Genomic DNA, 17,898 nt, shown 5'->3' with positions numbered 1-17,898 from the left:
CAAACTGACGTCAGAAATCAATGCATTTGGGGAGGGTCATAGTTTGAATTCGTTACCGAGGTAAACTTCCTTGACCTGTTGGTTGGCCAGGATGTCCTCGGACGAGCCGGAGGCGATGATGTGGCCGCCACTGACGATGTAGGCGTTCTCGCAGATATCCAGGGTTTCGCGCACGTTGTGGTCGGTGATCAGTACGCCGATGCCCTTATCCCGCAGGTGGCGAATGATCTGCTTGATGTCACTGACCGAGATGGGGTCTACACCGGCAAACGGTTCGTCCAGCAGGATGAAGGCCGGCTCCATCGCCAGTGCGCGGGCGATCTCCACCCGCCGGCGCTCGCCCCCGGACAGGGCCATGCCCAGGCTGTCGCGGATGTGGGTGATGTGGAACTCCGCCAGCAGGTCCTCCAGTTTTTGCTCGCGGTCGGCGCGCTTGAGGTCGCTGCGGGTTTCCAGAATCGCCATGATGTTGTCCCGCACGCTCAGCTTGCGGAACACCGAGGCTTCCTGGGGCAGGTAGCCAATGCCCTTGCGGGCACGGCCATGCATCGGCAGGGGAGTGATGTCCTGGCTGTCCAGGGTGATGCGTCCCTTGTCCGACGGTACCAGACCGACGATCATGTAGAAGCAGGTGGTCTTGCCGGCACCGTTCGGCCCCAGCAGGCCGACAATTTCCCCGCTGCGGATCTCCAGGGAGACGTCGAGGACCACTTTCTTCTGCTTGTAGCTTTTTGCCAGGTTGCTGGCGCGGAGCACTGCCATCTTGGTTCCTGTCTAGTTGCTGTCGCTCTGGGCGCGGCCGCGGGGCTGAATGACCATTTCCACCCGGCCCTCGCCATTGCCGCCGTTATCGCCCTCGGCCGTGACCACCCGATTGCGGGTGTCGTAGAGAATGCGGTTGCCGCGGAACAGGTTGCCGGACTGCTCAATCATGGCGTTGCGCTCGAACGTCAGCTGGCTTTCGGTGGCGTTGTAGATGATGCGCTCGGCGCTGGCCTCGGTGGCGGCGGTCTGGCCTGCGGTTGCCTGGGAGTAGCGGGCGGGGGTGCCGGTGGCCTCGATGCGGCTCAGGCCCTGGTCGTCCCGGTACAGCACCACCTTGTCGGCGCTGAGGCGGGTGCCCTGCTGGGCGACCACGACATCGCCGGTGTAGGTGGCCACACCCTGACTGTCATCCAGGCGGGCGTGGGCGGCGTTGACGGTGATCGGGGCGTCGGAGTCCAGATCAAAGGCCGCCGCCGGGGATGCCAGCAGCACGCTGGCAAGGACGGCTGTGCACGTGCGGCTCACTCGCTTAAGGGGTCGGGTTTGGGGCAGGCTCATAGTGTCCTTCTACCTTTGACGTCAGTTCCAGCACCCGGTCGTCGATCCAGGCGGTCATACCGGTGGCACGGGTAGTGCCAAACGCGTCTGTGAGGGTGACGGGTGCATTGGTGTGTACGGTGCGGCTGCGGTTGTCCAGCGTCAAGTGTTCGGTGCTCAGGGTGGCGGCCTGGCCGTCTTGGAGCGGTCGGGTGACAACCACATTGCCGTTGAGCGAAAGCTGGCCGGTTGCCTGATGAAAGTCGCCACGCCGGGCGGTGAGTTGCCAGGGGCTGTCTGATGGCTGATCCTGGAGAATCGCCTCGGGTTCCACTAGGGTGGCGCGTTCACTGGCTTCAAACTGCTCGATGCGGGGACTGCTGAGGCGAATGGCGAGATCGCCATTGCTGTCGAAGGAGCGATAGTCGCCATTGATTACGAAACCGTCCGGTTCGCTTGGGCCGCGCAGCCCTTCCGCTTGCAGTGGCTCCGGTGGCTGGTCAGAGCGCCAGAGCAGGGAGGCCAGCACCAGCGCACAGGTCAGCAGCGCCAGCGAGCGCACCTTGCTATTGAATAGCAGGGTATTGAGCATCAGGCGGTCGGCTCCAGATAGTGGGCCAGGCACTGGTCCAGCTGGCCCTGGGCTGCGAGGATCAGGTCGCAGACTTCCCGCACCGCGCCGGCGCCGCCCGGCACCGTGGTGCAGTGGTCGGCGTGCTGGCGCACATACCAGTGGCCGTTTGGTACCGTCAGGCCCAGGCCGGCGTGCTGGATGGCGGCCAGGTCGGGCAGGTCATCTCCCATATAGGCAATGTGCGCCGCCGGCATCTGCAATTGGCCGGCCAGCTCCCTCAGGGCGGTGAGTTTGTCCTCCCGGCCCTGCATCAGGTGGGGAATGCCCAGGCTGTTCATGCGTCGTTCGGTGAGCGGCGAGCTGCGACCGGTGATGACTGCAACGGTCACGCCGGCCTGCATCAGCAGTTTGATGCCGAGGCCGTCGAGAATGTTGAAGGCCTTGAGTTCGTCGCCCTCGGCGCTGAACAGCAGGGTGCCGTCGGTCATGACGCCGTCGACGTCCAGGGCCAGCAGGCGGACGTCGGCGGCCCGGGCCATCAGTTCAACAGGCCAGGTGGGTGTTTGCGTGGTCATCAGATTACCCCCGCCCGCAGCAGGTCATGCATGTTGATGGCGCCGGTCAGTTGGCCGTCACGGTTGACCACTGGCAGGGCGTTGATCTTGAGTTCTTCCATGATGTTGAGGGCCTCGGCGGCGAGCTGGTCGTCGCGAATGGTCTTGCCGTTGCGGGTCATGACGTCGGCAATCGGTGTCGCGTGAATGTCCACCGGGCGATCCAGGGTGCGACGCAGGTCGCCATCGGTGAAGATGCCACTGAGTCCGCCCTGGCCGTCGATGACGGTGGTCATGCCCAGTCCCTTGAGGGAGATTTCCAGCAGCGCGCCGCTGAGCGGGGTGTCTTCGCCCACCCGGGGAATGCGTTCGCCGGTATGCATGATGTCACTGACCCGCAGCAGCAGGCGACGACCGAGGCTACCGCCGGGGTGGGAGAAGGCAAAGTCTTCGGCACTGAATCCGCGCCGATCCAGCAGTGCTACGGCGAGGGCGTCGCCCATCACCAGGGTGGCGGTGGTGCTGGAGGTGGGGGCCAGTCCCAGGGGGCAGGCTTCCTGATCGACGCTGATGTCCAGGTTGGCTTCGGCCTCCCGTGCCAGCACCGAGTCGGTGTTGCCGGTCATGCTGATCAGCGGCGCGCCCATGCGCTTGATCAGGGGCAGGATGGTGAGCACTTCACTGGTGTTGCCGGAGTTGGAGATCGCCAGTACCACGTCCTGTCCGGTGATCATGCCCAGGTCGCCGTGGCTGGCTTCGCCGGGATGAACATAGAAAGCCGGAGTGCCGGTGCTGGCCAGGGTGGCTGCGATCTTTTTGCCAATGTGTCCGGATTTGCCCATGCCGGTCACCACCACCCGGCCCTGGCAGGCCATGATGATTTCGCAGGCAAGGGTAAACGATTGGTCAATCCGGTCGGTGAGGGCGTCGATGGCGTCGCGTTCAATGGCGATGGCCTGTAGGGCGGCGTCCCTGAAACTGCTGGTCATAATCTGTCCGGGTGTTCTGGCGGATGTGGCGGCAGTATACCACTTTCAGGGCTGAGCGAAGTCCGGGGCGGGCTTATTCAGATTAACTGATCGTTGCCATCAGGATATTTTTGCGATCCGGCGATTGAGCTTGCGGCAGCCTTGGCATACTGTAAGCGCCAACCGTTCCAGCTTGGATAGCCGCCAGATTCTGTCATGGACCCTTCTCCCCATATTGTCCTGGAAGACGTTGTCTTCGCCCGCAACGGTCGCACGATTTTTGACGGTGTGTCGTTGTCGATCCCACGGGGGCGAATCTCAGCCATCATGGGCCCCAGCGGCACCGGTAAGACCACCCTGCTGAAAATGATCGGTGGCCAGCTGAAGCCGTCGTCAGGCCGGGTTCTGGTGGATGGCGAGGAAGTGCCGAAACTGGGTCGTAAGGCGCTTTACCGGTTGCGGGAGACCATGGGCATGCTGTTCCAGAGCGGCGCCCTGTTTACCGATCTGTCGGTGTTTGAGAATGTCGCCTTTCCCCTCCGGGTCCACACCCGGCTGCCGGACGACATGATTCGCGATATCGTTCTGATGAAGCTGGAAGCCGTTGGTCTGCGCGGTGCCCGGGACCTGATGCCGGCAGAGCTGTCCGGCGGTATGACCCGACGGGTCGCACTGGCCCGCAGTATTGCCCTTGATCCGGCGCTGATCATGTACGACGAACCCTTTGCCGGCCAGGACCCGATTGCCATGGGGGTCTTGGTGAAGCTGATCCGTGACCTCAATCGCACCATGGGTCTGACCAGCGTTCTGGTATCCCACGACGTGCCGGAATCTTTCAGCATCTGCCATCACGCCTTCATCATTGCCGATGGCCGGGTGATCGGTGAGGGCACACCGGACGAGCTGCGCCAGCATGGCTCGGAGCAGGTGCAGCAATTCCTTCAGGGGCAGCCCGATGGGCCGGTGCCATTCCATTATCCGGCGCCGGATCGGGCCACCGACTGGGGGAATGGCCAATGACGGATGCCCTGGCGAGGCTGGGCCGCTATGGGTTGACGCTGCTGTCGACCTGGGGGCGCGCCGGTCTGTTTCTGTCTGGCGCGCTCTGGGGCGCGCCCGGCCAGAATGGCGGTTTCCGCCTGTTGATCAAACAGTTGTATGCCGTCGGGGTATTGTCACTGGCGATCGTAGTGGTCTCCGGACTGTTTATTGGCATGGTGCTGGGGTTGCAGGGATACACGATTCTCAGCGACTACGGCAGCGAAGAGGCCATTGGCCAGATGATTGCACTGACCCTGGTGCGGGAGCTCGGGCCGGTGGTGACAGCCTTGTTGTTCGCTGGCCGCGCAGGTTCGGCGCTCACGGCCGAGATTGGTCTGATGAAGGCCACCGAACAGCTCGCCAGTCTGGAAATGATGGGCGTGGATCCATTGCGACGAGTCGCGGCCCCGCGGCTCTGGGCAGGCTTCATCGCTATGCCGGTGCTGGCAATGATTTTTTCTGCGGTGGGCATCTGGGGCGGCATGCTGGTTGGCGTCGACTGGCTGGGCGTCTATGCCGGATCGTTCTGGAGCAGCATGCAGTCCTCCGTGGCATTCCTGGATGACGTGGTCAATGGCTTGATCAAGAGTCTGGTGTTTGGAGTGGTCTGCTCCTGGATCGCGGTATTCCAGGGCTACGATTGTGTGCCCACGTCGGCGGGTATCAGTGCGGCGACCACCCGCACAGTGGTGTATTCCTCGCTGGCGGTACTGGGGCTGGATTTTGTCTTGACCGCCGTGATGTTCGGCGGCTTTTAAGGGGGCTTTGGGAGCGTCATGACGACACGGACTACGGAAATCCTGGTGGGGCTGTTTATGGTGGCGGGGTGTGCGGCGCTGCTGTTCCTGGCCCTGCAGGTCAGCGGACTGGCACCGGGGGCGAGGGCCGATACCTACACGGTTTACGCCCGCTTCAATGACGCCGGCGGCTTGTCGGCCCGCGGGCGGGTGTCGATGGCAGGGGTCACGGTGGGGCACATCCGCGAGGTGGTGCTCGATCCGGAGACGTTCCAGGCCAAGGCAACGCTGGAAATCGATGCGTCGGTGAAAAACATTCCCAGCGACAGTTCCGCGATAATACGTACATCCGGATTGCTGGGGGAGCAGTACATTGATATTTCGGTGGGTATAGAGGAAGACCCCATGAAAGATGGTGATGTCTTCTATTCAACCCAGTCCGCGTTGAACCTGGAGCGGGTAATCAGCAACTTTGCCTCCGGCCGCTGATTGCCCGATGGTTGTGAGGGCCATCCAGAATCAGAGTCGACCGATTCGGCAAGGCTCGGGCCATGCCCGGGCCCAAGGCAAGAAACAAGATTATTGAAACAAGGGAGTAGGTTATGCAAGTGATGGCGCAATCCGTATCCAGATGGACGCTGGCGGTATTGGTGATGATGTTCTCCGTGACGGTCAGTGCCGACGAGGCGCTGCGTCAGTATGTCGATGACAGCACCCAGAAACTGGTGTCCAAACTCAACGCTGAGAAGGGCCTCTACGACAGTGATCCCGAGGCGTTCTACCACAATATGGAAGACACGCTGGACGACTTTGTCGATTTCCGTCGGATCGCGGCACGGGTGATGGGGCGTTACGCGCGCCAGGCCTCACCGGAGCAGCGGGATGCCTTCGTCGAGAAGTTCAAGCGCAGCCTGTTCGACAGCTACGCCCAGGCTCTGGTGCAGTCCCAGGATTTCCAGATCGAGATCAAGGAAGCCCAGATCAATCCCAGCAATGACGAGCGGGCCTCGGTGCTGATGGAAGTCATCACCGCCGAGGGCAACCGGTACCCGGTGACCTACTCCATGTATCGCAAGGAAGGTCAGGACTGGATGATGGAAAATGTCATTGTGGAAGGCATCAACATCGGTCTGGCGTTCCGCGACCGGTTCAGCCAGGAAATGGAACAGAACCGCGGCGATGTGCAGGCGGTGATTGATGGCTGGACTGGCGCTGTCGAGCAGCTGGAAGACGAGGCCGCCGGTTCGTGACCGGAGCCCCTTGTGAACTCACAGGAGCGGGCGGTGCACTGGCGTTGAGCGGTGTGATCACGCCCGACTCCGTGCTGGCCCTGCGCCGAGACGGCGACGCCCGCATTCGTCAGGGTGAGGGCCTGCTGGAGCTGGACCTTGCTGGTGTGACCGGCGCCAGCAGTGTGCTGTTGTCGCTGCTGCTGTGTTGGCAGCGATTGGCAGCGGCGCAACAGCGACCGTTGCGCTATTGTAATGCCCCGGATGACTTGGTCGCGCTGGCAGCCCTGGGCGGGGTAGATCACTGCCTTGCCGGCCTGCAGCCGGACAGCACGCCTGAACCCGCTCCCGATACCGCCAGCCATCCTGCTGCTCCCCATCCAGCCGCCGGCTGACCTGCGTTCGATTATTGGGTACAATTCCCGCCTTGTATTGATTTTCCCCCGAGGACCGTTCTATGGAAGCCCGCGAAGTCGCCGAGCTGGTAAAACAGGCATTGCCGGATTGTGAGATTGACGTTCAGAGTGAAGGCAATCACTACCTGGTGGTGGCGGTGGGAGACCGATTTGAAGGTCTGTCGCCGGTTAAGAAACAACAGCTGATCTACGGCGCCCTTGAGCAGCAGTTGGCCGAAGGCACCATCCACGCGCTGACCATCAAAGCATTTACTCCCGCTCAATGGGCCGCCCGCCAGGCCTGATTCTGGCCCACGTGCAACAGGAAGACGATTTTGGACAAACTACTGATTCGTGGCCGCAAGCCGCTTGATGGCGAGATCCGCATTTCCGGTGCCAAGAACTCGGCATTGCCGATCCTGGCCGCGACCCTGCTGGCGGACGAACCTGTCACCGTAGGCAACCTGCCGCACCTCAATGACATCACCACCATGATCGAGCTGCTCGGTCGTATGGGGGTGGAGCTGATGATCGACGAGAAAATGAGCGTCGAGGTGCACGCCAACACCATCAAGCATTTCCACGCCCCCTACGAGCTGGTTAAAACCATGCGGGCGTCGATCCTGGTGCTGGGACCGCTGGTGGCCCACTTTGGCGAGGCGGAAGTGTCGCTGCCTGGTGGCTGCGCCATCGGCAGCCGGCCGGTCAACCTGCACATCCACGGGCTCCAGCAGATGGGCGCCGAGGTCAAGGTTGAGAATGGCTACATCAAGGCGCGCTCCAACGGTCGCCTGAAAGGTGCCCACATCTTCCTCGATACCGTCACCGTGACCGGCACCGAGAATCTGATGATGGCTGCGGCGCTGGCTGACGGCAAAACCATCCTTGAAAATGCGGCGCGGGAACCGGAAGTGGTGGATCTGGCGGAATGCCTGATTGCCATGGGCGCCGATATCCGTGGTCACGGTACTGCCACCATCGAGATTCATGGCGTCGAGCGGTTGCATGGCTGCCACTATGACGTTCTGCCGGATCGGGTGGAAACCGGGACTTACCTGGTGGCCGCAGCGGCGACCGGCGGGCGGGTCAAGCTCAAGGATACCCGTGAAGACCTGCTGGAAGCGGTGCTGCTGAAGCTGGAAGAGGCGGGCGCCACCATCTGCCACGGCAACAACTGGATCGAGCTGGACATGAAGGGCAACCGGCCCCGCGCTGTCAGCCTGCGGACCGCACCGTATCCGGCGTTTCCCACCGACATGCAGGCCCAGTTCGCCGCCATGAACACCGTCGCCGAGGGTACCGGAACCATCGTCGAGACGGTGTTTGAGAATCGCTTCATGCATCTGCAGGAGCTGATTCGCATGGGCGCAGACATTACCCTGGAAGGCAACGCGGCAATCATCAAGGGCGTTGACCACCTCCATGGTGCACCGGTTATGGCGACCGACCTGCGGGCATCGGCGAGCCTGGTGATTGCCGGCCTGGTGGCAGACGGCGATACCGTGGTAGACCGGATCTACCACATCGACCGTGGTTACGAGTGTATTGAAGAGAAACTGCAACTGTTGGGCGGTAGCATTCGTCGCCTGCCAGCGTGACAACCTGGCCGCGGTCAAAGGCTGTGGCCAGGCGTGACAACAAACAAGCGGAAGGCACAATGACTGACAGCATCACCATCGCCCTGTCCAAGGGGCGTATTCTTGAGGAGACCCTGCCCCTGTTGAAGGAGGCCGGCATTGAGCTGGTCGACGACATCAAGAAGTCCCGCAAGCTGGTGTTTCCGACCACCGACCCCAACGTCCGTATCCTCATTATCCGGGCCACTGATGTGCCCACCTACGTCCAGTACGGCGGCGCCGATCTGGGCGTGACCGGCAAAGACGTACTGATGGAGCACGGTGGCGACGGCCTTTACGAGCCGCTGGATCTGAATATCTCCCGCTGCCGGCTGATGACGGCCGGCCCCAAGGGGCAGGAAGCCCCCCAGGGGCGTGTGCGGGTAGCCACCAAGTTCGTCAACCTGGCTCGTCGTTATTACGCCGCCCAGGGCCGCCAGGCCGATATCATCAAGCTCTACGGCGCTATGGAGCTGGCCCCGATTCTCGGGCTGGCGGATGAGATTGTTGACATTGTCGATACCGGCAACACCCTCAAAGCCAACGGCCTGGAGCCCCGGGAGCTGATTGAACACATCAGTACCCGCCTGGTGGCCAACCGGGCCTCAATGAAAATGAAACACGACCGCCTGCAACCCATCATCGAGAAGATGGGCGCTGCGGTGGCCCGTCGCAAAAACGCGGAACCCGCGTAAACACCAACCACTCCTCACAGCAGGATTACGTTATGACAGACCTTGCCATTACCCGGTTGTCGGCCGCCCAGGCTGACTTCGATACTGAACTTGCCCGCCTCCTGGCCTGGGAAGACAGTGTGGACCATCAGGTGAATGAGTCGGTGCGTCATATCCTGCATCAGGTGAGGACCCGTGGGGATGCCGCGGTACTGGAGTTCACCGCGAAGTTTGACCAGGTCAGCGTGGCGTCGCTCGCGGAACTGGAAATCTCCCAGGCGCGCCTGCAGCAGGCCCTTGAGGCCATTCCCGCCGATCAGCGGGAGGCGCTGGAGCAGGCGGCAGAGCGCGTCCGCGGGTATCACCAGCGCCAGCGCCAGGACTCCTGGCAATACCAGGAAGCGGATGGCACCGTGCTTGGCCAGAAAGTCACGCCGCTGGATCGCGCGGGCCTCTACGTGCCCGGTGGTAAGGCAGCGTACCCGTCATCGGTACTGATGAACGCCATTCCAGCCAAGGTGGCCGGGGTTGCCGAAGTTATCATGGTGGTGCCGACGCCGGCCGGCGTGCAGAACGACATGGTGCTGGCGGCGGCGGCCATCGCCGGCGTCGACCGGGTGTTCACTGTCGGCGGTGCCCAGGCCGTGGCTGCGCTGGCCTACGGTACTGAGACCATTCCGGCGGTGGACAAGATCGTGGGACCGGGCAACATCTTCGTGGCGACGGCCAAGCGAGAGGTGTTTGGCACCGTCGGTATCGATATGATCGCCGGCCCGTCTGAGATCCTGGTGATCTGCGATGGCGAGACCGATCCGGACTGGATTGCCATGGACCTGTTTTCCCAGGCCGAACATGACGAGCAGGCGCAATCGATCCTGATCTGCCCGGATGGCGACTATCTGGATCGGGTCGAGGCCAGTATTCACAGGTTGCTGCCGACCATGGAGCGCGCTGAGATCATTGCCCGTTCGCTGAATGACCGGGCGGCGTTGATTGAGGTGGCTGATCTGGTGCAGGCCGCCGAGGTCAGCAACCGCATCGCGCCGGAACACCTGGAGCTGTCGGTGGCCGACCCGGAGGCGTTGGTTGAGGCGATCCGTCACGCCGGCGCCATCTTCATGGGGCGTTACACCGCCGAAGCCCTGGGAGACTATTGTGCCGGCCCCAATCACGTACTGCCCACATCCGGCACTGCACGGTTCTCGTCGCCGTTGGGAGTCTACGATTTCCAGAAACGATCGTCGCTGATTGGTTTTTCTGCCGCCGGTGCCAGCGAGATGGGTAAGGTGGCGTCGGTACTGGCTCGAGGCGAAGGGCTGACCGCCCACGCCCGCTCCGCCGAGTACCGCATTCAGAGCGAAGGAGGGCAGGGCGATGAGTAAGTTCTGGAGCCCGCGGGTACACGAGCTGACGCCGTATGTGCCGGGTGAGCAGCCCAAGGTTCGCAACCTGGTCAAACTCAACACCAACGAGAACCCCTTCGGCCCGTCGCCGAAGGCCGTCGCTGCCATGAAAACGGTGGTGGCAGACGAGCTCAAACTGTACCCGGACCCGGAATCTGAGCGCCTGTGCCAGACCATTGCCGACTATTACGGCGTGGGCCGGGATCAGGTGTTCGTCGGCAACGGTTCCGACGAAGTGTTGGCCCACATCTTCTTTGGTCTGTTCCAGCACGACGCGCCGGTGTTGTTCCCGGACATCAGCTACAGCTTCTATCCGGTCTACTGCAATCTGTATGGCATCGAGGCCAAGCCGGTTCCGCTGACCAGCGCGTTTGAGATTGATCCGGCGGATTACCGCTGTGACAACGGCGGTATCATCTTTCCCAACCCCAACGCTCCAACCGGGTGCTTCCTGCCCCTGATGCAGGTTGAGGAAATCCTCAAGGCCAACCCGGAGCGGGTGGTGGTGGTCGATGAAGCCTATGTGGATTTCGGTGGCGATACCGCCATCACTCTGGTCAACCGCTATCCCAACCTGCTGGTGACCCAGACCCTGTCCAAGTCCCGTTCCCTGGCCGGGTTGCGGGTTGGTCTGGCCGTAGGCAGCCCGGAACTGATTGAAGGGCTGCGCCGGGTCAAGGACAGCTTCAATTCCTACCCCCTGGATCGGGTGGCGCAGGCAGGTGCTGTGGCGGCATTCGAAGACGAGGCCTGGTTCCGCGACAGTTGTGACGGTGTGATGGCCGAGCGCAAGCGCCTGACCGCGGCATTGACAGACCTGGGGTTTGAGGTGTTGCCGTCCATGGCCAATTTCGTGCTGGCGCGTCATCCCGACCACCGTGGCGAGGTGCTCGCCGCCGGTCTGCGGGAGCGCAAGGTCATTGTGCGGCATTTCAACAAGCCGCGGATTGAGGATTTCCTTCGCATTACCATCGGCACCCGGGCTCAGACAGACGCCCTGCTGGGGGCGCTGAAGGAGGTGCTGTAATGGCAGAACGCGCGGAGCTCATGGCAACTCTGGAGCAGTGGCTGACTCCCGAGACGTTCCAGGACTACTGCCCCAACGGCCTGCAGGTGGAGGGCTCCGCCCAGGTACACCGGATCGTCTCCGGTGTGACGGCGTCCCAGGCTCTTCTGGATGCCGCCGTGGCTGACGGGGCCGACCTTGTCCTGGTCCACCACGGTTACTTCTGGAAAGGGGAGCCCCAGGCGGTCACCGGCATGAAGCGGGCCCGTTTGAAAACGCTGCTGGCCCACGACATCAATCTGGTGGCTTACCATCTACCGTTGGATGACCACCCGGAATACGGTAACAATCGACAGCTGGCCGAGGTGCTGGGTATCGGCAATCCGCGTCCGCTGGATGGGCTGGTGTGGCAGGGAGAGCTGGCTGTACCGATGACCCCGGAGGCGCTGGCGGCCCACCTAAGTCAGGCGTTGGGGCGTCAGCCGTTGCACGTCGGCATGGGAGCGGAGCGTATCCGCCGTGTCGGCTGGTGTACCGGTGCGGCCCAGGGTTACATTGCCAAGGCGCTGGATGCGGGGCTGGATGCGTTTATCAGTGGCGAGATTTCAGAGCCCACCACCCATACCGCGCGGGAGTGCGGCATTCACTACTACGCGGCCGGTCATCATGCGACGGAGCGCTATGGGGTGAAGGCATTGGGGCAGGCGCTGGCGGACAAGTTCGGCCTGGAACATCGTTTTGTGGATTGCGACAATCCGGTGTAACCGGTTTGCCACCACCAAGCAGGCTTGCCCTGCTTGGTGGTTTCTAGTCCGGGCCTATTGCTCGGCTGAACTTGTGCCTGCTCAGGCCTGTTCCCGGGATTTCGCCGACAGGCCGTAATCTTCGGCCAGGGTGCCTTTCTCACTCGGGTCGCTCTTGGGTGCGTAATCCCGTGGCGGCTCAACGCCGTCCTCACGATCATCTTCCAGCCGTGCCCGGCTGTCTTCGTCCAGACCTTCCAGCCAGTCCTCGTCATTGCACAGCCGGTTGGCGCCACGAGCCATGTGCTGATTCACGTCGCGGTAGGCATCGTTGAAGCGACGCAGCAGGTGCGCGGACTCCATGAAATGCTCGTTGACCTGGGCCTGGTAACGGGTGAATTCGTTGCGCACCTCATCAATCTGCTGCTCGGCACGACGCTGCCGCAGGGTGGAGCCCTGTCCAGAGCGCCCGATGAACACGCCGATGACGATGCCGACGATAAGCGCGGCGATCGCTGCCAGAATCAGGTTAGTCATAGGTGATGCTGTCCTTTGTCGTGAATGCCTGTGTCATGAATAGCTAACCGCTGCCGTTACCGTCCTGACCCGAAGCGCTGACGTTCTCAGCGTTGGTGCCGGACTGTCAGACTTGAGGGATGGGCCGGCAGTCTGATTGTTGATCCGATTATGCGCGCGGTGGCTTACAGAGTATAGCGCCGCAGTCGCCGTCCGCCCATGGGGAGGCGTTGCGCCAAACGTCGTATATCGCAACAGGCGTCACCCCCGATTGGCGCAGGACGGCAAAATTGTGGAAAATAGCCGGCCTCCAGATTCATCCCGTGTGTGGCAACGGGCCGTCAAATGGCCTGCACACACGCCGCTTAACATGCCGGGGAGCCCGTCAGGCTCCTGATGCAACAACACCTGGGCACCACAGTATCTGGGTACTACAACCTTTGGGTACTACAACGCTTGGGCTCTACAACGCTGGGAACCATTGATGACACCCTGGGAACGCTACCAGAACGATCTTACCCGTCCTGACTTTCACCCCGATGCCGCCCAGGAAGACGCGGTCAGACGTCTGCAGGCGCTTTACGACAAACTGGTCGACGCTGAGGAGCAGCGTAATTCGGCCATGGCCAAGCTGCGTCGCAAGCTCCGGGGCGGCCGTCAGGAGCCGGTGCAGGGATTGTACTTCTGGGGTGGGGTTGGCCGTGGCAAGACCTACCTGATGGACACCTTCTTTGAGGCCCTGCCGTTCGAGCGCAAAATGCGGGTGCATTTTCACCGTTTTATGCAGCGCGTTCACAACGAGCTGAAAACCCTCAAGGGCGAGAAGAATCCGCTGGAACTGGTGGCACGCCGCTTTGCCGACGAAACCTGTGTAATTTGCTTTGACGAGTTCTTCGTCTCCGACATTGGTGACGCCATGATCCTGGCGACGTTGATGGATGGGTTGTTCAGTCGCGGTGTCACCCTGGTATGCACCTCCAACATTGTGCCGGACGGGCTGTACAAGGACGGTTTGCAGCGGGCCCGTTTTCTGCCCGCCATTGAATTGGTCAAGAGACACACCGACGTGGTGAACGTGGACGGCGGTGTTGACTACCGGCTACGGACCCTGGAACAGGCGGAGCTCTACCATTCGCCGCTTGGCGAGCTGGCTGAAGCCAGTCTGGCCCGCAGCTACGAGGCGCTGGCCCTTGATGCCGCCAGCCATACCCTGGAGCTGGAAGTGAACGGCCGCAAAATTCAGGCTCGCCGCCACGCCGACGATGTGGTCTGGTTTGAGTTCAATGAGCTGTGCGACGGTCCACGAAGCCAGAACGACTACATCGAGCTGGCGCGAGAGTTTCACGCCATCATTGTCAGTAACGTGCCGGTGCTGGGCGGTGATAAGGACGACCAGGCCCGCCGTTTCATCAACATGATTGATGAGTTTTACGACCGCAACGTCAAGGTGATTATCTCGGCGGAGGCGCCCATTACCGAGCTTTATGCCGGGGGCCGGCTGAGTTTCGAGATTGAACGTACGGAATCCCGCCTGCTGGAAATGCAGTCCCGGGAGTACCTGGAAGCACCTCATAAACCCTGAGCTGGTTCCAACTGCAAGCACAGAATAACGAGTGGCCGGCTATTTCGGTCACCAGACAACGAGAGGTCCACAGAAAATGAGCAACAACGTCGTAATTGTCAGTGGGGTGCGTACCCCAATGGGTGGTTTTCAGGGCAGCCTGAGTCCGCTTTCCGCGATTGATCTGGGCGCGGCCAGCGTTTCCGAGGCGGTCCGACGCGCCGGTATTGATGCAGCGGATGTGCAGGAAATTATTCTGGGCAACGTCCTGCCGGCTGGCCTCAAACAGGGCCCCGCCCGCCAGGTTATGCGTCAGGCTGGCCTGCCGGACAGCACCGGTGCCACCACCATCAACAAGCTGTGTGGTTCTGGCATGAAGGCCACCATGCTGGCGCATGACCTGATCAAGGCCGGCACTAACGACGTCATGGTCGCCGGGGGCATGGAGAGCATGACCAATGCTCCCTACCTGCTGCTCAATGCCCGCAAGGGCTACCGTATGGGCGCCGGTGATGCCGCCCAGGACCACATGTTCTTTGACGGCCTGCAGGATGCGGAAACCGGCCGCCTGATGGGCGCTTTCGCCCAGGACATGGCCGACAAGAAAGGCTACACCCGGGAAGAGATGGACGACTACGCCATCCAGTCCCTGGAGCGGGCGCAGCGGGCGATCAAGGAAGGTCTGCTGAAAGACGAGATTGTGCCGGTGACGGTGAAGACCCGTAAGGGCGAGACCGTGGTGGAAGATGACGAGCAGCCCATGACCGCCAACCTGGACAAAATCCGCACTCTGCGTCCGGCCTTCAGCAAGGACGGCACGGTTACGGCCGCCAACGCATCCTCCATTTCAGACGGTTCCTCGGCCCTGGTGCTGATGAACGAGGCGGAAGCCGAGCGTCGGGGGCTCAAACCGCTGGCACGTATCGTTGCCCACAGCACCCACTCCCAGCATCCGTCCGAGTTCACGTGTGCACCGGTAGGTGCTATCAAGACCCTGTTCGAGAAAACCGGCTGGAGTCAGGACGAGGTGGATCTGTATGAGATCAACGAGGCCTTTGCGATGGTGGCGATGATGCCGATCCGTGAGCTTGGTCTGGACCCGGAAAAGGTCAATGTCCACGGCGGCGCCTGCGCCCAGGGCCATCCGGTTGGCTCCACCGGCTCACGGCTGCTGGTGACCCTGATGTACGCGCTGCAGCGCTACGGCAAGAAAAAAGGCGTGGCCGCATTGTGCATTGGTGGCGGTGAAGCCACCGCCATGGCCATCGAACTGCTGTAATCCCTCAGCCCCGTCGGATGTTTCCGGCGGGGTTCACTCCCCGATTGTCCCCGTGGGCGGCTGATGCCCGACCGTGTTCTCCGTACAGACCTATGCCGGTTGCCTGTAGCCGACGTTGCCGTAGCGCTCCTGCGCCTTTTGATTCAATAGCCTGGCAAGCTGGTTGGCTCTGGGTTTGTTGGCTATAGTGAGGCAGTGCGAGCCCGCCGGAAAGTGCCGTGCAGTGGTAGGGCAAGCGCGCCAGGAGTACGGCCGGGACTGCCAGAATGAATGGAAAATCATACTTTTGACTGATCAAAGCCCCCAGCCCCCTTAGCTATAGTGCCAACATCACGGGCACTGTGCGTGAAGTCTCCGATCGTGAGCACCAATCATCCGAGAGCACTGAAGTATCGAGTAGCGACTCAGAACAACAATGGAGTAGCCTTCCAATGACAAGAAAAACTCATCAACGGCAAACCTGGGCCAAACTGCCTTTGGCCGTAGCTGTTGCAGCTGGCATGTCCGGTCAGGCGTCAGCGTTTTCATTCTATGTAGGGGATGTGGAAGCCTCTTTTGACACCACCCTGTCCGCCGGCGCCACCTGGCGCGTGGAAGAACGGGACCGTCGACTGATCGCTCAGGGCAACCTTGGACCGGAATACGCTCCGGGCGGCTCCATGGCCAATATCGGTGCTTCCACCAATAACTATGACGACGGCAACCTGAACTTTGAAAAAGGCGACACGGTGTCCAAGATCGTCAAGGGCACCAGTGAGCTGTTCCTCAGCTACGACGTCGACAGCGATGTGCTCACTCGCGTTGGCGGCTTCGTTCGTGGCAAGTACTGGTACGATTTTGAGCTCAAGGATGAAATGCGTGCGGTGGACCCGGTGGGCAACCGCCGTGAACTTAACAGCCAGGCCAAGGCCAATGCCTCTGGCGGCGAATTCCTCGACGCCTACATCTTCACCGACTGGTATCTGGGCAATGTGCCGCTGAGCGTGCGCTACGGCAACCAGGTGGTCAGCTGGGGTGAGAGCACCTTTATCCGGGGTGGTATCAACACCATCAACCCGGTGGATGTGCAGGCCTTCCGCGCACCGGGCTCTGAGGTCAAGGAAGCCCTGCTGCCGGTGGAAATGCTCTACCTGTCGGCCGGTGTCACCGAAAACATTACTCTCGAAGCCTTTGTTCAGACCGACTGGGAGCCAGTGCGTCCGGACGACTGCGGCACCTTCTTCTCCACCTCGGATTTTGCCGCTGATGGCTGTGGCCCGGTGCTGCTGGCTGGCCAGCTGCCGGATTTTGACGCCTACAACCAGGGCTTCATCGCACCGAGAGTCGGCGACCGCGAGCCGGATGAGAAAGATCAGTTCGGGGTTGCCATGCGCTGGTACATTCCGGAACTGAACGATTCTGAGCTGGGTTTCTATTACATCAAGTACAACAGCCGCTTCCCCTACATCAGCGGCATCGTGAATGATCCGGCCAACGGCCGCCGGTTCCCGTCGTACTTCATCGAGTACCCGGAGAACATCAACCTCTATGGCGTCAGTATCAACACCACCACGCCGGGTGGCTGGTCACTGGGTGCGGAGTACAGCTTCCGCGACAACGTGCCGCTGCAGTGGAACGCCTTCGAGCTGCTGCTGGGCGGTAGCCAGGTGATCAACCCCGAAACCGGCCTGCCGGTCAGTCTGCTGCAGCAGCAGCGTCAGGCAGAAGCCGGTGGCGCCGACCTGAGTGGTCAGGCCATTGAAGGCTGGGACCGCTTCAAGGTCTCCCAGGCACAGTTCACCCTGGTCAAGTTCTTCGATCAGGTGATGGGTGCCAGTCGTTTGTCGTTCATTACCGAGTTTGGTGCAACGTACGTGCATGACCTGCCGGACACGGATGAAGCCAGGTTCGGGCGCTCCGGTACCTTCGGTATTGGTAAGCTGCCAGGTGGCGCCTGTGATGGCTCTGGCGCGACTGGTGCGGCGTTGAACATCAACACCAACTACTGCACTAACGATGGCTTTACCACTGATTTCTCCTGGGGCTACCGTGCCCGTCTGGTGTGGGATTACCCCAATGCCATCGCCGGTATCAACCTGAAGCCTCAACTGGCGTGGAGTCACGACGTTCAGGGTTATGCGCCGCAGCCGGGTGGCAACTTCAACGAAGGCAGCAAGGCGCTTGGCCTGTCCCTGGGTGGTACCTACCAGAACAAGTACACCGGTTCGATCGGCTACACCAACTTCTTTGGTGGCAAGCCTTACAACGAGATTACTGATCGGGATTTTGTCAGCGCAAGCATCTCCTACTCGTTTTGATCG

At 61.5% G+C, this 17,898-nt stretch carries 20 protein-coding genes; 14 read left to right on the top strand and 6 right to left on the bottom strand.

From position 1 onward, the window contains the following. Positions 1–36: 36 nt before the first annotated feature. Genes lptB through J2887_RS14350 form a run of 5 tightly spaced genes read right to left on the bottom strand, consistent with a single transcriptional unit; the run spans position 37 to position 3,419 of the window. Positions 37–762 carry an LPS export ABC transporter ATP-binding protein gene (lptB, locus tag J2887_RS14370; RefSeq protein WP_227171790.1) on the bottom strand — a complete coding sequence of 242 codons (726 nt, stop codon included), beginning with the start codon at positions 760–762 and terminating at the stop codon, positions 37–39. Positions 763–774: 12 nt separating this feature from the next. Further along, positions 775–1,257 carry a lipopolysaccharide transport periplasmic protein LptA gene (gene lptA, locus J2887_RS14365; protein WP_324197219.1) on the bottom strand — a complete coding sequence of 161 codons (483 nt, stop codon included), beginning with the start codon at positions 1,255–1,257 and terminating at the stop codon, positions 775–777. Positions 1,258–1,294: 37 nt separating this feature from the next. Next, a complete protein-coding gene (gene lptC / locus J2887_RS14360) occupies positions 1,295–1,894 on the bottom strand; it encodes an LPS export ABC transporter periplasmic protein LptC (RefSeq protein WP_227171788.1) in 600 nt (199 codons plus the stop codon). Further along, positions 1,894–2,451, bottom strand: a complete 558-nt coding sequence (locus tag J2887_RS14355) for a KdsC family phosphatase (RefSeq protein WP_227171787.1) — start codon at positions 2,449–2,451, stop codon at positions 1,894–1,896. The genes lptC and J2887_RS14355 overlap by 1 nt, the downstream gene beginning before the upstream one ends. Further along, on the bottom strand, positions 2,451–3,419 hold the full coding sequence (locus J2887_RS14350) for a KpsF/GutQ family sugar-phosphate isomerase (protein ID WP_227171786.1): 969 nt from the start codon (positions 3,417–3,419) through the stop codon (positions 2,451–2,453). Before J2887_RS14350 ends, J2887_RS14355 begins: the two co-directional genes overlap by 1 nt. A gap of 195 nt (positions 3,420–3,614) precedes the next feature. On the opposite strand from J2887_RS14350, the gene J2887_RS14345 reads away from it, so the two are divergent. From J2887_RS14345 to J2887_RS14295, 11 genes are all read left to right on the top strand, one after another. Further along, on the top strand, positions 3,615–4,418 hold the full coding sequence (locus J2887_RS14345) for an ABC transporter ATP-binding protein (RefSeq protein ID WP_227171785.1): 804 nt from the start codon (positions 3,615–3,617) through the stop codon (positions 4,416–4,418). Continuing rightward, positions 4,415–5,197 carry a lipid asymmetry maintenance ABC transporter permease subunit MlaE gene (mlaE, locus tag J2887_RS14340; RefSeq protein ID WP_227171784.1) on the top strand — a complete coding sequence of 261 codons (783 nt, stop codon included), beginning with the start codon at positions 4,415–4,417 and terminating at the stop codon, positions 5,195–5,197. Before J2887_RS14345 ends, mlaE begins: the two co-directional genes overlap by 4 nt. Positions 5,198–5,215: 18 nt before the next feature. Further along, complete coding sequence (gene mlaD, locus J2887_RS14335; RefSeq protein WP_227171783.1) at positions 5,216–5,665, top strand: outer membrane lipid asymmetry maintenance protein MlaD; 450 nt, start codon at positions 5,216–5,218, stop codon at positions 5,663–5,665. A 164-nt stretch (positions 5,666–5,829) separates the two neighbouring features. Continuing rightward, positions 5,830–6,426 carry an MlaC/ttg2D family ABC transporter substrate-binding protein gene (locus tag J2887_RS14330; protein WP_227176136.1) on the top strand — a complete coding sequence of 199 codons (597 nt, stop codon included), beginning with the start codon at positions 5,830–5,832 and terminating at the stop codon, positions 6,424–6,426. Next, positions 6,423–6,800 (top strand): STAS domain-containing protein, encoded by a 378-nt coding sequence (locus tag J2887_RS14325; protein WP_227171782.1) that lies wholly within the window; start codon positions 6,423–6,425, stop codon positions 6,798–6,800. The genes J2887_RS14330 and J2887_RS14325 overlap by 4 nt, the downstream gene beginning before the upstream one ends. 62 nt (positions 6,801–6,862) lie before the next feature. Then, positions 6,863–7,105, top strand: coding sequence for a BolA family protein (locus J2887_RS14320; protein ID WP_227171781.1), 243 nt, complete (start codon positions 6,863–6,865; stop codon positions 7,103–7,105). Between the two features lie 30 nt (positions 7,106–7,135). Continuing rightward, positions 7,136–8,398: a UDP-N-acetylglucosamine 1-carboxyvinyltransferase gene (murA, locus tag J2887_RS14315; RefSeq protein WP_227171780.1), complete on the top strand. Its 1,263-nt coding sequence runs from the start codon at positions 7,136–7,138 to the stop codon at positions 8,396–8,398. 59 nt (positions 8,399–8,457) lie between these two features. Beyond that, positions 8,458–9,111 carry an ATP phosphoribosyltransferase gene (gene hisG / locus J2887_RS14310; RefSeq protein ID WP_227171779.1) on the top strand — a complete coding sequence of 218 codons (654 nt, stop codon included), beginning with the start codon at positions 8,458–8,460 and terminating at the stop codon, positions 9,109–9,111. Between the two features lie 32 nt (positions 9,112–9,143). After that, the gene (hisD, locus tag J2887_RS14305) at positions 9,144–10,472 is read left to right on the top strand and encodes a histidinol dehydrogenase (protein ID WP_227171778.1); all 1,329 of its coding nucleotides are present in this window, start codon (positions 9,144–9,146) and stop codon (positions 10,470–10,472) included. Then, complete coding sequence (gene hisC, locus J2887_RS14300; protein WP_227171777.1) at positions 10,465–11,520, top strand: histidinol-phosphate transaminase; 1,056 nt, start codon at positions 10,465–10,467, stop codon at positions 11,518–11,520. The genes hisD and hisC overlap by 8 nt, the downstream gene beginning before the upstream one ends. Next, entirely contained in the window at positions 11,520–12,263 is a 744-nt protein-coding gene (locus J2887_RS14295; protein ID WP_324197218.1) for a Nif3-like dinuclear metal center hexameric protein, read from the top strand. The genes hisC and J2887_RS14295 overlap by 1 nt, the downstream gene beginning before the upstream one ends. Before the next feature lie 81 nt (positions 12,264–12,344). Here the strand turns inward: J2887_RS14295 and J2887_RS14290 are convergent, their stop codons facing one another. Further along, positions 12,345–12,779, bottom strand: a complete 435-nt coding sequence (locus J2887_RS14290; protein WP_227171776.1) for a YhcB family protein — start codon at positions 12,777–12,779, stop codon at positions 12,345–12,347. A 463-nt stretch (positions 12,780–13,242) separates the two neighbouring features. Between J2887_RS14290 and zapE the strand changes: the two genes are divergently transcribed. The 3 genes from zapE (at position 13,243) to J2887_RS14275 (ending at position 17,895) form a co-directional block, all read left to right on the top strand. After that, positions 13,243–14,340, top strand: a complete 1,098-nt coding sequence (gene zapE, locus J2887_RS14285; RefSeq protein WP_227171775.1) for a cell division protein ZapE — start codon at positions 13,243–13,245, stop codon at positions 14,338–14,340. A 76-nt stretch (positions 14,341–14,416) separates the two neighbouring features. Further along, the gene (locus tag J2887_RS14280) at positions 14,417–15,598 is read left to right on the top strand and encodes a thiolase family protein (protein WP_227171774.1); all 1,182 of its coding nucleotides are present in this window, start codon (positions 14,417–14,419) and stop codon (positions 15,596–15,598) included. 431 nt (positions 15,599–16,029) lie between these two features. Next, complete coding sequence (locus J2887_RS14275; RefSeq protein WP_227171773.1) at positions 16,030–17,895, top strand: DUF1302 domain-containing protein; 1,866 nt, start codon at positions 16,030–16,032, stop codon at positions 17,893–17,895. Positions 17,896–17,898 lie beyond the last annotated feature (3 nt).

Source organism: Marinobacter sp. CA1 (assembly GCF_020546665.1).
Lineage (GTDB): Bacteria > Pseudomonadota > Gammaproteobacteria > Pseudomonadales > Oleiphilaceae > Marinobacter > Marinobacter xestospongiae.
This window is presented reverse-complemented; position numbering and strand designations above follow the sequence as displayed.

Bases quoted from the DNA above. Each gene is read 5' to 3' on its own strand.
- lptB (WP_227171790.1), bottom strand. From the start codon at position 762: ATGGCAGTGCTCCGCGCCAGCAACCTGGCAAAAAGCTACAAGCAGAAG.
- lptC (WP_227171788.1), bottom strand. From the start codon at position 1,894: ATGCTCAATACCCTGCTATTCAATAGCAAGGTGCGCTCGCTGGCGCTG.
- J2887_RS14355 (WP_227171787.1), bottom strand. From the start codon at position 2,451: ATGACCACGCAAACACCCACCTGGCCTGTTGAACTGATGGCCCGGGCC.
- J2887_RS14350 (WP_227171786.1), bottom strand. From the start codon at position 3,419: ATGACCAGCAGTTTCAGGGACGCCGCCCTACAGGCCATCGCCATTGAA.
- J2887_RS14345 (WP_227171785.1), top strand. From the start codon at position 3,615: ATGGACCCTTCTCCCCATATTGTCCTGGAAGACGTTGTCTTCGCCCGC.
- mlaE (WP_227171784.1), top strand. From the start codon at position 4,415: ATGACGGATGCCCTGGCGAGGCTGGGCCGCTATGGGTTGACGCTGCTG.
- mlaD (WP_227171783.1), top strand. From the start codon at position 5,216: ATGACGACACGGACTACGGAAATCCTGGTGGGGCTGTTTATGGTGGCG.
- J2887_RS14330 (WP_227176136.1), top strand. From the start codon at position 5,830: ATGATGTTCTCCGTGACGGTCAGTGCCGACGAGGCGCTGCGTCAGTAT.
- J2887_RS14320 (WP_227171781.1), top strand. From the start codon at position 6,863: ATGGAAGCCCGCGAAGTCGCCGAGCTGGTAAAACAGGCATTGCCGGAT.
- hisG (WP_227171779.1), top strand. From the start codon at position 8,458: ATGACTGACAGCATCACCATCGCCCTGTCCAAGGGGCGTATTCTTGAG.
- hisD (WP_227171778.1), top strand. From the start codon at position 9,144: ATGACAGACCTTGCCATTACCCGGTTGTCGGCCGCCCAGGCTGACTTC.
- hisC (WP_227171777.1), top strand. From the start codon at position 10,465: ATGAGTAAGTTCTGGAGCCCGCGGGTACACGAGCTGACGCCGTATGTG.
- J2887_RS14295 (WP_324197218.1), top strand. From the start codon at position 11,520: ATGGCAGAACGCGCGGAGCTCATGGCAACTCTGGAGCAGTGGCTGACT.
- J2887_RS14290 (WP_227171776.1), bottom strand. From the start codon at position 12,779: ATGACTAACCTGATTCTGGCAGCGATCGCCGCGCTTATCGTCGGCATC.
- zapE (WP_227171775.1), top strand. From the start codon at position 13,243: ATGACACCCTGGGAACGCTACCAGAACGATCTTACCCGTCCTGACTTT.
- J2887_RS14280 (WP_227171774.1), top strand. From the start codon at position 14,417: ATGAGCAACAACGTCGTAATTGTCAGTGGGGTGCGTACCCCAATGGGT.
- J2887_RS14275 (WP_227171773.1), top strand. From the start codon at position 16,030: ATGACAAGAAAAACTCATCAACGGCAAACCTGGGCCAAACTGCCTTTG.